The sequence below is a fragment of the Bradyrhizobium sp. LB11.1 genome (genome assembly GCF_040549385.1).
Lineage (GTDB): Bacteria > Pseudomonadota > Alphaproteobacteria > Rhizobiales > Xanthobacteraceae > Bradyrhizobium.
The window spans coordinates 249,178-263,016 of record NZ_JBEPTH010000002.1; the positions used below are offsets into that span (position 1 = coordinate 249,178).

The 13,839-nt window shown below is 62.2% G+C and carries 15 protein-coding genes; 6 read left to right on the plus strand and 9 right to left on the minus strand.

Annotated elements, in window-relative coordinates:
• Positions 1-64: 64 nt before the first annotated feature.
• Entirely contained in the window at positions 65-637 is a 573-nt protein-coding gene (locus ABIA96_RS05050; RefSeq protein ID WP_354135924.1) for a cob(I)yrinic acid a,c-diamide adenosyltransferase, read from the minus strand.
• Between the two features lies 1 nt (position 638).
• Positions 639-833, minus strand: a complete 195-nt coding sequence (locus ABIA96_RS05055) for a twin transmembrane helix small protein (protein WP_254134675.1) — start codon at positions 831-833, stop codon at positions 639-641.
• A 164-nt stretch (positions 834-997) separates the two neighbouring features.
• On the opposite strand from ABIA96_RS05055, the gene ABIA96_RS05060 reads away from it, so the two are divergent.
• Positions 998-1,891 (plus strand): YihY/virulence factor BrkB family protein, encoded by an 894-nt coding sequence (locus ABIA96_RS05060; protein ID WP_354135925.1) that lies wholly within the window; start codon positions 998-1,000, stop codon positions 1,889-1,891.
• Here ABIA96_RS05060 and ABIA96_RS05065 read toward each other — a convergent pair.
• Both ABIA96_RS05065 and gluQRS read right to left on the minus strand, forming a co-directional pair.
• Complete coding sequence (locus ABIA96_RS05065) at positions 1,818-3,101, minus strand: ATP-binding protein (protein WP_354135926.1); 1,284 nt, start codon at positions 3,099-3,101, stop codon at positions 1,818-1,820. The two genes, ABIA96_RS05060 and ABIA96_RS05065, sit on opposite strands and share 74 nt — an antisense overlap.
• 104 nt (positions 3,102-3,205) lie before the next feature.
• A complete protein-coding gene (gluQRS, locus tag ABIA96_RS05070; protein WP_354135927.1) occupies positions 3,206-4,078 on the minus strand; it encodes a tRNA glutamyl-Q(34) synthetase GluQRS in 873 nt (290 codons plus the stop codon).
• 146 nt (positions 4,079-4,224) lie between these two features.
• On the opposite strand from gluQRS, the gene ABIA96_RS05075 reads away from it, so the two are divergent.
• From ABIA96_RS05075 to ABIA96_RS05090, 4 genes are all read left to right on the plus strand, one after another.
• Complete coding sequence (locus ABIA96_RS05075) at positions 4,225-4,965, plus strand: DNA-3-methyladenine glycosylase family protein (protein ID WP_354135928.1); 741 nt, start codon at positions 4,225-4,227, stop codon at positions 4,963-4,965.
• Entirely contained in the window at positions 4,962-6,047 is a 1,086-nt protein-coding gene (locus tag ABIA96_RS05080; protein ID WP_354135929.1) for a DUF2855 family protein, read from the plus strand. Before ABIA96_RS05075 ends, ABIA96_RS05080 begins: the two co-directional genes overlap by 4 nt.
• Positions 6,048-6,125: 78 nt before the next feature.
• Entirely contained in the window at positions 6,126-7,901 is a 1,776-nt protein-coding gene (locus ABIA96_RS05085) for a flavin-containing monooxygenase (protein ID WP_354135930.1), read from the plus strand.
• A 133-nt stretch (positions 7,902-8,034) separates the two neighbouring features.
• The gene (locus ABIA96_RS05090; protein ID WP_354135931.1) at positions 8,035-9,012 is read left to right on the plus strand and encodes a peptidyl-alpha-hydroxyglycine alpha-amidating lyase family protein; all 978 of its coding nucleotides are present in this window, start codon (positions 8,035-8,037) and stop codon (positions 9,010-9,012) included.
• Between the two features lie 9 nt (positions 9,013-9,021).
• On the opposite strand, the gene ABIA96_RS05095 is transcribed toward ABIA96_RS05090, so the two are convergent.
• Entirely contained in the window at positions 9,022-9,189 is a 168-nt protein-coding gene (locus ABIA96_RS05095; protein WP_354135932.1) for a hypothetical protein, read from the minus strand.
• Between the two features lie 221 nt (positions 9,190-9,410).
• Here ABIA96_RS05095 and ABIA96_RS05100 point away from each other — a divergent pair, with 221 nt between their 5' ends.
• Positions 9,411-9,968: an HNH endonuclease gene (locus ABIA96_RS05100; protein WP_246925965.1), complete on the plus strand. Its 558-nt coding sequence runs from the start codon at positions 9,411-9,413 to the stop codon at positions 9,966-9,968.
• A 589-nt stretch (positions 9,969-10,557) separates the two neighbouring features.
• Here the strand turns inward: ABIA96_RS05100 and ABIA96_RS05105 are convergent.
• From ABIA96_RS05105 to ABIA96_RS05120, 4 genes are all read right to left on the minus strand, one after another.
• Positions 10,558-11,451, minus strand: coding sequence for a hypothetical protein (locus tag ABIA96_RS05105; protein WP_354135933.1), 894 nt, complete (start codon positions 11,449-11,451; stop codon positions 10,558-10,560).
• Between the two features lie 153 nt (positions 11,452-11,604).
• The gene (locus tag ABIA96_RS05110; protein WP_354135934.1) at positions 11,605-12,090 is read right to left on the minus strand and encodes a hypothetical protein; all 486 of its coding nucleotides are present in this window, start codon (positions 12,088-12,090) and stop codon (positions 11,605-11,607) included.
• Positions 12,091-12,645: 555 nt separating this feature from the next.
• Entirely contained in the window at positions 12,646-13,347 is a 702-nt protein-coding gene (locus tag ABIA96_RS05115; RefSeq protein WP_354135935.1) for a hypothetical protein, read from the minus strand.
• A 180-nt stretch (positions 13,348-13,527) separates the two neighbouring features.
• Positions 13,528-13,674, minus strand: coding sequence for a hypothetical protein (locus ABIA96_RS05120; protein ID WP_354135936.1), 147 nt, complete (start codon positions 13,672-13,674; stop codon positions 13,528-13,530).
• Positions 13,675-13,839 lie beyond the last annotated feature (165 nt).

The window sequence follows — 13,839 nt, forward strand, 5'->3', positions numbered from 1 at the left end:
ATCCGGCCCGGTCAACGCGCGAAGGGCTGTAATTTTAGACCCCTGAAATGCTGATCTCAATGGGTCAGCGATTCTGGCCCGGAACCCAAAGCACGTCGCCGGCGCCGTTATGGTTAGCCGCACGGCTGGCCACGAACAGAAAGTCCGACAGGCGGTTCATATACTGGATGCCAGCGCTACCAACCTGCTCGTTGGGCTGAGTTGCCAGTTCCACCATTACCCGTTCCGCCCTGCGGCAAATCGTGCGGGCGACGTGAAGGTAGGCGGCGGCCGGTGTACCACCCGGCAGCACGAAGGAGGTCAACGGCGCGAGCTTGTCGTTGAGCGCGTCGATATCGCGCTCGAGCCGCTCGACCTGGCTTGCCACCACCCCCAGCCGTTCCGCTTTACCCTCGCGCTCGGGCACCGCGAGATCGGCGCCGAGATCGAACAGATCGTTCTGAATCCGGCCGAGCATCGCATCGAGCTCCAGCGCATCGTTGGTGTGAAGGCGCACCACGCCGATCGCGGCATTGGTCTCGTCGACTGTGCCATAGGCCGCAATGCGCAGATCATATTTCGGACGGCGTTCGCCGGTTCCGAGCGCTGTCGTGCCGTCGTCACCGGTCTTCGTATAGATGCGGTTGAGCGTGACCATGTTAGCGCCCCATCGCCCAGACCGCGATCATCGCGATGACGATCGCCACGAACTGCAGGAGAACACGCAGGCGCATCAGTTTCTGCGAGGTGTTCGGCGAGCCGCCACGCATCATGTTGACGAGGCCGAGCAGCAGCACGATCGCCACGGCGCCGGCTGCCACGGGCAGGATGAAAGTACTCAGGAGAGATGCCATTTGGGGGTGATAACACCGTGTGCGGCGCTCCGCCAGGGCGTTCCCAATCTGGCTTTTAAGCCAATAATGTCAGAAGCTGGCTGGATGATTTCTGATTTGCGCGCATTGCCTGCCTCCTTCGCCTCTCCCCCTCTGCGGGGAAAGGGAGCAGTACGGGGCCGACTGTGAAAGCAATCCGTACCATCTACATTGTCGTGGAGGACGCCTTCTACACGTTCCTGGCCGACGACGGCTGGGCGATCGCGAGCCACATCGCGCTGTCGACGCTGATGGCGCTGTTCCCGTTCCTGATCGTGCTGACATCACTCGCCGGCTTCTTCGGCTCCAAGGAGCTCGCCGACCAGGCGGCGGGATTAATGCTTGAGGTCTGGCCGAGGCAGGTAGCCGATTCGCTGTCCGGCGAGATCCACGACGTGCTGACGACCACCCGCACCGGCGTGCTGACGATCGGCGCGGTGCTGTCGGTCTACTTCGCCTCGAACGGCGTAGAGGCGCTGCGGGTCGCGCTGAACCGCGCCTATGCGGTGGTGGAGATGCGGCGCTGGTACTGGCTGCGGCTGGAGTCGATCGGCTATACGCTGGTCGCGGCCTTCACCGCGCTCGCCATGGCCTTCCTGATCGTGCTCGGCCCGCTCTTCATCGAGGCGGCACGGCGCCACATTCCGCTGTTCGTCGAATCCAACGAGAGCATTCTCACCTGGCTGCGCTACGGCATCACCATCGGCGCGCTGGTCGTGGCGCTGATCATCCTGCATGCCTGGCTGCCGGCGGGACGGCGCAGCTTCCTCCAGATCCTGCCCGGCATCGTCTTCACCATTATGGCATCGCTGATCTCGGGCATCGTGTTCGGCCAATATCTGGCGCGCTTCGCCAACAATTACGTCACGATGTATGCAGGCCTCGCCTCGGTGATCATCGCGCTGGTGTTTCTGTATTTCATCGCCGCGATTTTCGTCTTCGGCGGCGAGCTCAACGCCGCGATCATCAAGTCGCGGCTTCCTCACGGCGTTTCGCTTCAAGCAGCGCAGTCGCTAAAGCCCGCGGGGACACAGGCTTGACCAGGAAGGCGTCGGCGCCGGCCTCGCGCGACGCCGCCTCGTCCTCGCCGCGGCCGGATACGCCGATGATCGGGATCTGAGCCAGCGGCGTCTGCATCTTGCGGATTTGCCTGATCGCCTCGACGCCGTCGATACCGGGCAGGACCATGTCCATCAGCACCGCATCGAACGCGCCCTGCGCGAGCCGGTTGACCGCGTCCTCGCCGCGGCCGATGAACTCGGCATGATGGCCGAGCTCGGTCAGAATCGTGTTGAGCACGACGCGGCCGAATGGATTGTCCTCGACGCTGAGCACGCGCAGCGCCGCGAGCGCATCCGCCTCGCTCTGGCCCGACTTGCGGGACTTCGCCGGTCCCGCCGCATCGAGCGTGACAGTCAGCGTGAAGGTGGCGCCGCCGCCACGTCGCGGCGCGACCGTGATGTCGCCGCCCATCGCGCGCGCCAGCTGCTTCACAGAGGACAGCCCGAGGCCGGCACCGCCGAAGCGCGAGGCGATGGTGACATTAGCCTGGGTGAACGGGCGGAACAGCCGCTTGATTTCGGCCATGGTCAGCCCGATGCCGCTGTCCGACACAGCGAAGGCGACACCGACCTTGCGCTTGTCGTTCGCCTTGGCCTTGCCGCTTGCTGTGCCCTTGGCGGGACGCCAGGGCACAGCCGAGATCGCGACACCCCCCTGATCGGTGAATTTGACTGCATTATCGATCAAATTCTCGAGCGCGGCGCGCAGACGAACGGGGTCACCAACCACGAGGCCTGGGAGCTTGTCGGAGATCCCGACCTCGGCCTGGAGCCCCTTGGCAGCGGCGCGGCCGGCGAGCGAATCGCCGGTTGTGCGGGCCAGTGCCCGCAGATCGAACAGATCCTGCCGCAGCGAGCTTCCGCTCCTCCCCGCACCTCTCCCCGTTTTGGCGGCATCGACGAACAGTGTCGCAAGGTTCGCCAGATGCTCGGCGCCGGCCTTGATGGTGTCGGCCCAGCGCCGTTCCCGTTCGCCGAGATCCGAGGTCGACAGCAGATCGCTGATTGCCAGAATGCCGGTCAGGGGTGTGCGGACCTCGTGGGCGAACGCGGCGAGCGCGGCCTGGACGACGTCCGACGCGGTGGCCCTGGTGCTGCGCTTGCGCACCTTCCCGACCGCCCCGGACCGCTTCCGAGGCGGTTGCCTGGACTTTCGCGTGGTGCGCGCTGTGCGCGTTTTGGCCGCCATAAATCCCCTTCGAAGTATCCTCTTCGAACCCCGGGCAATCGGCCAAGCATCGCACGGCGGAACCCCCGGAGTCACGGCGGCGTTTCGCTAACCCCCAGAGAAACTTAGCCTAATCCCACGGACATACGGATGCCGGCGGGCGAGATGCCACCTGCGCGCAACTCCCGCAGGCCGGTTGAGCAGTCTGATTTCGACAGCTTGCGCCCGTCGGCATCGCGAATCAGGGCGTGGTGGCGGTAGGCGGGCTCGCTCAGGTCGAGCAAAGCCTGGAGCAGGCGGTGGACCGAGGTCGCGTGAAACAGGTCCTGGCCGCGCACGATCTCGCTCACGCCCTGGAACGCATCGTCGACCACCACGGACAAATGGTAGCTCGTCGGGGTCTCCTTGCGGGCGAGGATCACGTCCCCCCACGCCTCGGGCCGCGCGGCGACCGTGCCGCGCTCACCATCGGGACTCTCGCCCAACTCGTTCCAGGTCAGGCCGGGGACGCGCCGGCAGGCGGCCGCCATGTCGAGCCGCAGCGCGTAGGGCACGCCGGAATCGATCAGACGCCAGCGCGCGCTGGCCGGCAACGACTTCGCATCGCCAGGATAAAGTGGCACACCGTCAGGATCGCGCGGCCATGATCCATTGGACTCGCGCGCAGCCACGAGGTTCGCGATCTCGGCGCGGCTCTCAAAGGCGGGATAGACCAGGCCGAGCACGGAGAGTTTTTCCAAGGCACTGCGATATTCAGCAAGATGCTCCGACTGCCGCCGCACGGGCCTCTCCCAGGCGATCCCCAGCCAGGCGAGGTCTTCGTAGATCGCCGCCTCATAGTCCGGCCGGCAACGCGTCGCATCGATGTCCTCGATCCGCAGCAACAGCCGCCCGCCGGTTTCGCGCGCGCGGTCGAAGTTCAGCAGCGCCGAATAGGCGTGGCCGAGATGCAAGTGGCCGTTCGGGCTGGGGGCAAATCGGAAAACGGGTGGCGGCATATGGCAAGATCTCGTCATGGCCGGGCATAGCCGTCAAGGACGGCGTCGCTTCCGCTCGCCTATAACCCGCGCATCCATCTTCCAGGACTCTGTTACGATAGGAGATGGATGCGCGGGTCAAGCCGCACATAACGAGTTGAGCCATAATGACCATCCACCTCGAAACCCAGTCCGATCTCGAAGAAGCAATCCACGCGCTGATCAAGCGCGATCCGCGCCTCAAGCCCGTGCTCGAAACCGCAGGCATGCCGGCGCTGCGGCGGCGCGAGCCGGGCTTTGCCGGACTTGCCCACATCGTCTGCGGACAGCAGCTCTCGACCGCGAGCGCCGCGGCGATCTGGGGACGGCTGTCCGCGGCCTTCGATCCGTTCGACCACGAGGCCGTGCGCCGTGCCCGAACCGACCGGCTAGGGCGGCTCGGCCTGTCGGCCGCCAAGATCAAGACGCTGAAACATCTCGCGCGTGAGCTCACCGCGCAGCGACTGAACCTCGACGTGCTCGCGGAAGAGGATGCCGAGGCTGCGCACCACACGCTGATTGCGCTGCCAGGCATCGGGCCGTGGACGGCCGATGTTTATCTGCTGTTCTGCCTTGGTCATGGCGACGCCTGGCCGGCCGGCGATATCGCGGTGCAGGAGGGGATCAAGGTTGGCCTCGGCCTCCCGGCACGGCCGACGGAAAAGCAGATGGCGCCGATCGCCGAACCCTGGCGTCCGTTGCGTGGTGCTGCCGCGCATCTGTGGTGGAGCTATTACCGCGCGGTGAAGAAGCGCGAAGGCGTCATCGCTGGCGAAGCAAACGCCGTTTCAAACAATGTTGCTGTTGCAAAGCCCTCACGGGTGAAAGAGAAGATGCCGGCACGGAAAAAGCCGGGACTATCGTCATGACATCGACCGACTTCATCGTTGCGCGCAACGATCTTGGACAGTGCAAGCTGATCGAGACTGCCATTCCGGACGCAGCCGCGCTCCCGGCTGATACGCTTTTGGTGAAAGTCGAGCGCTTCGCGTTGACCGCCAACAACGTCACCTATGCCGTGATGGGCGACGAGCTAAAATACTGGCAGATCTTTCCGGCGCCGCAGGGCTTTGGCAACATCCCGGTGTGGGGCTTTGGCGAGGTGGTCGCCTCGAAACATCCCGGCGTCGCGGTCGGCGAGCGGTTGTTCGGCTATTTCCCGATGGCGACGCATCTCGTCATCGAGGCCGCCGACGTCAGCAAGCGCGCTCTTCGTGACGGCGCCGAGCATCGCAAGCAGGTCTCGCCCGTTTACAATCTCTATTCCCGCGTCACCGACGACCCCACTTTTGCGGGACATCAGGGCGACCTTCAGGCGCTGCTGCGGCCGCTGTTCATGCTGTCGTTCCTGGTCGACGACTTCCTCGCCGAGAACGACGATTTTGGCGCGAGCAGTGTGCTGCTCTCCAGCGCCTCCAGCAAGACTGCGTTCGGGCTTGCTCATCTCCTGCAGAGCCGCGGCCGCAAGGTGATCGGACTGACTTCGGCCGGCAACGCCGGCTTCGTCACGTCGCTCGGCTGCTATGACGAAATCGTCACCTATGACCGGCTGACGTCGTTGCCATCGGACACACCGGTCGCCTTCACCGACATGGCCGGCAATAGCGCACTGCGCGCCGAACTGCACCGGCATTTCGGTGACCGGATGAAATGTTCGATACGCGTCGGATTGACGCATCGCGCCACCGATTCCGACGAGGGCGAGCTGCCCGGCGCAAAGCCGCGCTGGTTCTTTGCGCCCGACCAGATCCGCAAGCGCGCCAAGGAGTGGGGCCCGGGTGGCATCGAGCAGCGTTTTGGCGCAGCATGGTCGGGCTTTGCACCAATGCTGGAAAGATGCCTGAGCGTAGTCGAGAGCCGCGGGCCCGAAGCGGTGCAGCGTATCTACCTCGACACACTGAAAGGGCGCATTCCGCCCGAGCAGGGCCACATGCTCTCATTGCTCGGGTAAAGCGCTTTTGGCATAGCTTGAACCAGTGTAGCGTTCGACCTCAGACGAAACGCCGCGAAGACGGCTACGAGGTCGCGCATGCTGGATCGCACGAAGGACATTGCCGTCTCCGCGCAAGCCTGGCTCGATGAATTTGAGCGTGCGCTGGGCAAGCCTGATCGTGCAGCGCTCAACCAGCTTTTCCTCGCCGACAGTTTTTGGCGCGACGTGCTGGCGCTGAACTGGAACCTGCAGACGCTTGCCGGCCGCGATGCCGTCGCGCCAGTGCTGACTGCGCTTGCGCCGAAAGCGACACCGAGCAATTTCAAGATTACCCCGAACCGCGCGGCGCCGCGCTGGGTGACACGTGCCGGCACCAACAATATCGAGGCGATCTTCAATTTCGAGACCGCGTTCGGCCGCGGCAGCGGCATCGTGCGGCTCGTGCCCGATGCCGGCGACCGCGACCGTCTGAAAGCGTGGACCCTGCTCACTGCGCTCGACGAGCTCAAAGGCTTCGAAGAACAGCTCGGCACCTCGCGGCCGCGCGGACAGGCCTATTCGCGCGACTTCCGCGGACCGAACTGGCTAGATCTCCGCAACGCGTCACGCGACTATGCCGATCGCGATCCCACAGTGCTGGTGGTCGGCGGCGGCCAGGCCGGGCTTGCGATCGCAGCACGGCTGAAGCAGTTGCAGATCGACACGCTGATCGTCGATCGCGAGGCGCGGATCGGCGACAATTGGCGCAAGCGCTATCACGCGCTCACCCTGCACAACCAGGTGCAGGTCAATCACATGCCCTACATGCCGTTTCCTCTGAATTGGCCGACTTACATCCCCAAGGACAAGCTCGCGAACTGGTTCGAAGCTTACGTCGACGCGATGGAGCTCAATTTCTGGACCGGCACCGAATTCGAAGGCGGCGCCTATGACGAGGCCAAGGGACACTGGACAGTGACGCTGCGCCGCGCCGACGGCAGCGAGCGCATCATGCATCCGCGCCATGTGGTGATGGGGACCGGCGTCAGCGGCATTGCGAACATCCCGGACATTCCGACCCTCGATCGCTTCAAGGGCACGCTGCTGCATTCCAGCTGCTACGAGGACGGCGAGAACTGGCAGGGCAAGCGCGCCATCATCATCGGCACCGGCAACAGCGGCCACGACATCGCGCAGGATCTCTATTCGAGCGGTGCCGAGGTGACGCTGGTACAGCGTTCGTCGACACTGGTCACAAATATCGAGCCGTCGGCGCAGCTGGCCTACGCCACTTACAATGAGGGCACACTCGAGGACAACGACCTGATCGCGACCTCGATGCCGACGCCGCTGGCGAAGAAGACGCATGTGATGCTGACCGAGCAGTCGAAGGAGCTCGACAAGGAGCTGCTCGATGGCCTCCGCCGTGTCGGCTTCAAGCTCGACTTCGGCGAGGCCGGCACCGGATGGCAGTTTAAATACCTCACCCGCGGCGGCGGCTATTACTTCAATGTCGGCTGTTCCAACTTGATCGTCGAAGGTGCGATCAAGCTGAAGCAGTTCGAGGATATCGACAGCTTCACGACCGATGGCGCGCAGATGAACGACGGCACGGCCATCGCCGCCGATCTCATCGTGCTCTCGACCGGCTACAAGCCGCAGGAATATCTGGTGCGAAGATTGTTCGGCGACGGCGTCGCCGACCGCGTCGGACCGGTTTGGGGTTTTGGCGACAGTCTTGAGCTGCGCAACATGTATGCGCGCACGGGGCAGCCCGGCCTGTGGTTCATCGCCGGCAGCTTGGCGCAATGCCGCATCAACTCGAAATTTCTCGCGCTCCAGATCAAGGCGATCGAGGAAGGAATATTGGGACGTGAGGTTGCCACCGCTTAAGCCTCTCATCATTGCGAGCGCAGCGAGGCAATCCAGACTGTCTCTGCGGAAGAATTCTGGATTGCTTCGCGGCGCTCGCAATGACGACGCGGAGACAGTGTCGCACGCGGCGGCGGATAAAGGGAGAGAATCAATGTCAGCCATCCTCGGTACCGGCGAGCACCGCTACCGCGTCGTCGAAAACTTTGCGAAGCTTCCCGACGGCTGGCAGCTCACCGACGTCGCCTCGGTAGCGGTCGATAGCAAGGACCGCATCTACGTCTTCAATCGCGGCGCTCATCCGATGGTGGTGCTCGATCGCGAGGGCAATTTCCTGCGGAGTTTTGGCGAAGGCCTGTTCTCCCGCGCGCACGGGCTACATATCGATGCCGACGACAATCTCTATTGCACCGATGACGGCGACCACACCGTGCGCAAATGCACCACCGACGGCAAGGTGCTGCTGACAATCGGCATCCCGACGAAGCCGGCGCCGTTCATGAGCGGTGAGCCGTTCCACCGCTGTACCCACACCGCGCTGTCGCCGAAGGGCGAGATTTACGTCTCCGACGGCTATGGCAACGCGCGCGTGCACAAATACACGCCGGACGGCAAGCTGATGAAGAGCTGGGGCGAACCGGGCACCGATCCCGGCCAATTCAACATCGTGCACAACATCGCCACCGATGCCGACGGCTGGGTCTATGTCGCCGATCGCGAAAACCATCGCGTGCAGGTGTTCAACGGTGACGGCAAATACGAGACGCAGTGGAACAATCTGCACCGTCCCTGCGCGCTATGTTGCTGCGGCGGGGGCAAGAGCCCGATCTTTGTCATCGGCGAGCTCGGCCCGGGCATGGCCGTCAACCGCAAGGTGCCGAATCTCGGCCCGCGCCTGTCGATCGTCGACGCCACGGGAAAGCGCATCGCGCGGCTCGGCGGCGAGGAAGGCCCCGGTATCGCCAGCGGAAAGTTTCTGGCACCACACGGCATCGCGCTGGATTCGAAGGGCGACATCTATGTCGGCGAAGTCGGCGTCACCGACTGGAAGACGAGCTTTCCGGACGAGGAGATGCCTGCCGAAGTGCGCGGCACGCGGTGTTTGCAGAAGCTGGAGCGAATGCGGGAGTGATCGATCCCGTCACTCCATCTTCACTCGCCGTACGGCGCGGCCGACGCCCAGCGATCCGGCGGCGCTGCCGACATTCTCGGTCACGACCGGCTGTTTCAACACGGCGTTCAGGCGTTTGCCGAAGAACCGCGCCAGGTCGGTCGCCCGTCGCCCGCCCGGCCGGACTGGCACGATCATGGTGATGGGGCGCGTCGGATATCCTCAGCCGCGAGCAGCGTGGCGAACCAGCCTCGCACGGCCCCTCCCCAAATCACGGCGTTTTTGAGCGTTTGCCACCCCGCCGCCGCATTACCTGCGCCTGAATAAGTCGCTCAACGGGCTTCACAATCCCGTCACGCTGCATGTAGTATGTCAATACATGCTGCTTCGCAGCGTATATTGGAGGCCAGGAGCGTTACTTGAACGCACATGTCTCGCAAGGCAGTTGGCCGGTGCTGGTCCTCAACGCGGACTTCCGGCCGCTGAGTTACTACCCACTGTCTCTGTGGTCGTGGCAGGACGCGATCAAGGCGGTGTTCCTCGATCGCGTCAATATCGTCGCGCATTACGATCAGGCGGTTCACAGTCCCACGCTGCAAATGCAGCTGCCGAGCGTGGTCTCGCTCAAATCCTTCGTCAAACCGACCACCCATCCCGCCTTCACCCGATTCAACGTCTTCCTGCGCGATCGTTTCGCCTGCCAATATTGCGGCTCGCCCGAAGACCTCACCTTCGATCACATCGTCCCGCGCAGCAAAGGCGGCCAGACCACCTGGGAAAACGTGGTCGCGGCGTGCTCGCCCTGTAATCTGCGCAAGGGCAATCTCACGCCGGCGCAGGCAAGAATGTTCCCTCGCCAGAGCGCGTTCGCGCCGACCGTGCACCAGCTCCACCGCAACGGCCGCCTGTTCCCGCCGAACTATCTGCACGACAGCTGGCTGGACTATCTCTACTGGGATACGGAGCTGGATCCGTAGGACACGCTCATCGCTCTGAAGTGGGACGTAAAAGACTGTCAAAAGACACAAAAGACTGTCGCGTTTTTCGGCACTCCGGATTGGCCGGAAGCCCCAACAATACAACCTGAGATAGATGTACTGGGACTCAATTAAGCGTCAATAGACCCAAAGTGTCACGCTTTCGGCACTGCCGAGCAATCTCAAGGCTCGCAATTTACAGCTTTAGATAGGACCAGGATGGAGCGCCAGGCGCCGTCCCTGCTGGCATATCGTTGTCGGTGAGGCGGGCTTCAACTTGCTTGTCGAGATCAGTCTGGATCGCGCTTGGGACACCGAAATCCGCGGAGTTTTCTAGTAGTCTCGTGCCAGTCCTCCGGCGGGTGGGAGCGGCAGGGATGGCTTCTTCACATTTCCGGTACACCATTCCGCTGGCCGAAGATCCTGGAGATCTATCTTCTTGAGCGGAAAAGGAGTCCTCGGAGAGGACTACCGGCTTCAGCCACGATCGGCTAGGCCAAGGTGTGTCCAGGCCTAGCGATGGTTTCCTCCACTTGTTCACCTGAGGCGGCGTAGCATTACCGCAATCTCAGCGGCGGTCGTCTTCAGCCTAGTTCGGCACGTTCTTTGCCGGCCCACTTGGCAGCGTCACCCCGCCTGTACCGCCCGTGTCCCTGATCTTTTTCCCGTCCTCGAACCCTTCTAGCGCCCACTTCGCTCCGCCCGGCGGTGAGTTCGGATTGGCCGGGTTCGCACGCATCCAGTCGACTCCGTACCGCTGCTGTAAGCTCTTTATCGTGTCGTAAGTCGGAACTAGGTACATGCTGATCTTGTGTTCCAGGTCGCCGCTCGCTCCCGCATAGAATCCGTGCAGGTAGTATTCGGCGTCCCGAAGCCGCGTGTTGGTCGACATTCCCGAAGACTCTCGGAGCTCGGTAACCTCCATGAGCGCGTTCTGGATTCTATCCGAAACCGGCAACTCCGACGCGCCTTTCTTGTGCTGCACCTTGTCGAGATACAATCCGACCAACTCCAGCACCAAGGAGCGTTCAGTCTTCTCATCGGCCGGCTTTGCTTCGAGGATTTCCTTGAAGCGTCCCTGCGATGTACCTGCGGCCGGTGAGCGGCCAACCCGGACCGAACAAGCGACGTTCTTCACGTCCGGAACGTTCTTCAGCATCGCGAGCAGCTGACTGCTGGCTTGGCTCGGGGCCACCTTGACATCGACACCCATCTGCCTGGCTCCGTCGACACTGCAACGGTCGAGTTCCACGTGCACGGGGGCCTGCCCGCCGTTGGAGACTCGTAACGTGATCTCGTTCATGCAATCGCTGAAGGCCTTGGAATAGTTAGATCGCCATTCGACCTTCACACCTTGTGGGAGGCTCCCACTGATCGAGGCAGCGACCCAGTCACTCTTGACTCCCTTCAGCGAGCATTCGGCTGCCAGCACCCGGTCGCCGGCACACCACACGACGACCACCCAAGCGACAACAATGCGCAAGGAAGTGATCCTCGACCGGCTAAATTGATTGACACGTGTCATCGGAGCGACGGGTCTCCCTTCATGGTGCCATAGAGACATGGAGTCACGGCCATCGACAAGGCCAAGAGCGCTGACGCGAAATAGGGCGCAGGTAGCACTTCGTCATGCGGGTCACCGGCATAAGGATAGACGGCAGTCCGACTTCTCGTCGCCGACCTCTTGGACCTTCCACCGGCACGCATTCTCCGTCGTGGGCGATTTCCAGGCTTCCCGGTGTGCCTTTGTCAACTGCGGAGCGAGGATATAGTAGTCGTATTTTTTGGAACGCAAACTGAGCTGCACGACGCCTGAATGCAGCGTAACTCTTTCCAACAACTTCGTCGGGTCGGCATATTCCGACATGCAATCGATCAACACGTCCTTTGGCTTTCCGTCCTCGTTCTCCACGACGATGTACAGGTCCCCGGTCGTGGCGGTCGTCTGTGGGATGTCCTTAAGGCAGAGTCCGGCCGCAATACTCTTGTCGCTCTGACCACTTTCGACGGACTGGCAGACGTATCCATCGAGATAGATTCGTCCTAAGAGGGCCTGCGCCGGACCTCCGAAAAGGCTCGCGCTGGCCACGCAAATGATTGCGATCATCGCTCGTGAATTCATGAAACAAGCTCCAAAAATGGCAATCCAACAATCGTCCAGGATTGGCTCAGATCGTGCTATTGCCCTTGATCTATCGGGCATCGCGCGTGCAGCCGGCCTCATAACATGTGCGCCCTCCCGAAGGTGGCGCAACCGGCTTGGCTACCGGACGTGCCTGAGGCGGTGAGGACACAATAGGCGGCGAAGGTGGCTCCTCCTCAGTCGTGACCGCCTCCAATCCGTCATCGGTCGCATCGTTCTGCAGGGGCACGGTGGCGCACAATCTTTGGCCCACAGCGCATTCAAGCATTAGTTGTTTCTCCCTTTTTGCCTGCTCCTCCGGCGAGCGATGATATCGCTCAATAAGAATCGTTTCGGCCTGTGCGGATGTCACCAACGTGAGTAGGCCGATAGCCGCAACAACGAAGTAGCCACGCATTATTCCCCCCGATTGCTATTACCTCACAACGGAACCACAGATTGCTGTCTTGCGCAAACTGGATCCGCTAGCGGCTCTGCAACAAGGCTGTGCCGTTATCCGCTGTTCCGTGAATGCCCAGTTCTGCAGTGGGACCCCTATCGCAGATCGCGAAACGATCGCTTGAAAGCGTCCGATGTCTCCTCCCCCATGGTCTCGAGCTCGGCCAGAGCCGTGGCGATGGTCGTCCACTGTGGAGGGACATATTTTCCTTCTCCACGTCGCCTGAGAGCTATGTCTGCTGCAATCGTCTGCCGCTCCGCATCATTCAGCAGATCTGGTCTCTCGAAGTATATCAGTCGGCGTGCCAGTCGCCTGAGGCGCCCATCTGCGAAAAGGAACATCAGATCTGGTCTGGCTTCCCACGGTAGGGCGTGAAATCGGCGACACAGCTCTCCATCGGCGTCTGAAAAGAAGTTTCCGCCGTATATCTGTAACTCGATGTGCTCGGAGGGTGCGTAGACCGGCTCATGGAGAGCGGCGGCGCGCGCAATTCTCGTCATGAATTCATCGTCGGCGCGCACCGACGACGCTCGGCGCGTCAGTTCTTCCTCCGTTTGGCCTAGGAATCGATCAGCATCAATGTCCCACAATGGATACAGCAGCGGAGAGGCGTTGATCTTGAGCCGTCGAACTGGTTTCGGCTCTTGAACTAATCGTTCGGCAAGTTCTACGTCGTCGAGCTTACGCAGGCTATCGATGTCGCACTCGAGGTCTAGGCAATAGTATGCATTCGCGGGCAGCCAAGTCACAGCTGAAATTGGGTCGAAATCGCTCGTTTGCGTGGATTGAAGGCGCAACCGGATGTTGTGCCGTCGCCGTGTCGGCGATTCCGATACACTCTTTTGGGTCGCACCCCCCCGTCCGATACGATCTTATGAGTCGCAGGCGACAATCTTATGTGTCGCACGCGCTCCAAAATCATTGGAGTTTTTTGGTTAATTTGACACTCTTATAAGTCGCAGCACACGCTCCCAATGTCAGGGCGCGACGATCTGCAGCGCAGGGCCAGCGTCGAGCGCCAGAGTGGCGAGGATGACCGAGGCACAGATGACGGCGAGGCCACGTGCGAACAGCGGCGGCCATTGCTGGAACAGCGCTTCATCAACGGCCCGTTCAGCGCCCATCCCATCGCCGTCACACCAAGGCAGAGGAAGCCAATCCTCCTGTCAGGCCGCGCCGAATCCATGACTACGGCCTGCTCCACCTCGACAGGCGCATGCGGGCCATAGCGAATGACGGAACCGGAAAGGTCCGCGCCCGTTCAGAAAGACGCGCACGCGGCGACGAAC

Bases quoted from the DNA above. Each gene is read 5' to 3' on its own strand.
- ABIA96_RS05065 (WP_354135926.1), bottom strand. From the start codon at position 3,101: ATGGCGGCCAAAACGCGCACAGCGCGCACCACGCGAAAGTCCAGGCAA.
- ABIA96_RS05110 (WP_354135934.1), bottom strand. From the start codon at position 12,090: ATGAATTCACGAGCGATGATCGCAATCATTTGCGTGGCCAGCGCGAGC.
- ABIA96_RS05120 (WP_354135936.1), bottom strand. From the start codon at position 13,674: ATGGGCGCTGAACGGGCCGTTGATGAAGCGCTGTTCCAGCAATGGCCG.
- ABIA96_RS05080 (WP_354135929.1), top strand. From the start codon at position 4,962: ATGACATCGACCGACTTCATCGTTGCGCGCAACGATCTTGGACAGTGC.
- ABIA96_RS05085 (WP_354135930.1), top strand. From the start codon at position 6,126: ATGCTGGATCGCACGAAGGACATTGCCGTCTCCGCGCAAGCCTGGCTC.
- gluQRS (WP_354135927.1), bottom strand. From the start codon at position 4,078: ATGCCGCCACCCGTTTTCCGATTTGCCCCCAGCCCGAACGGCCACTTG.
- ABIA96_RS05095 (WP_354135932.1), bottom strand. From the start codon at position 9,189: ATGATCGTGCCAGTCCGGCCGGGCGGGCGACGGGCGACCGACCTGGCG.
- ABIA96_RS05090 (WP_354135931.1), top strand. From the start codon at position 8,035: ATGTCAGCCATCCTCGGTACCGGCGAGCACCGCTACCGCGTCGTCGAA.
- ABIA96_RS05050 (WP_354135924.1), bottom strand. From the start codon at position 637: ATGGTCACGCTCAACCGCATCTATACGAAGACCGGTGACGACGGCACG.
- ABIA96_RS05075 (WP_354135928.1), top strand. From the start codon at position 4,225: ATGACCATCCACCTCGAAACCCAGTCCGATCTCGAAGAAGCAATCCAC.
- ABIA96_RS05055 (WP_254134675.1), bottom strand. From the start codon at position 833: ATGGCATCTCTCCTGAGTACTTTCATCCTGCCCGTGGCAGCCGGCGCC.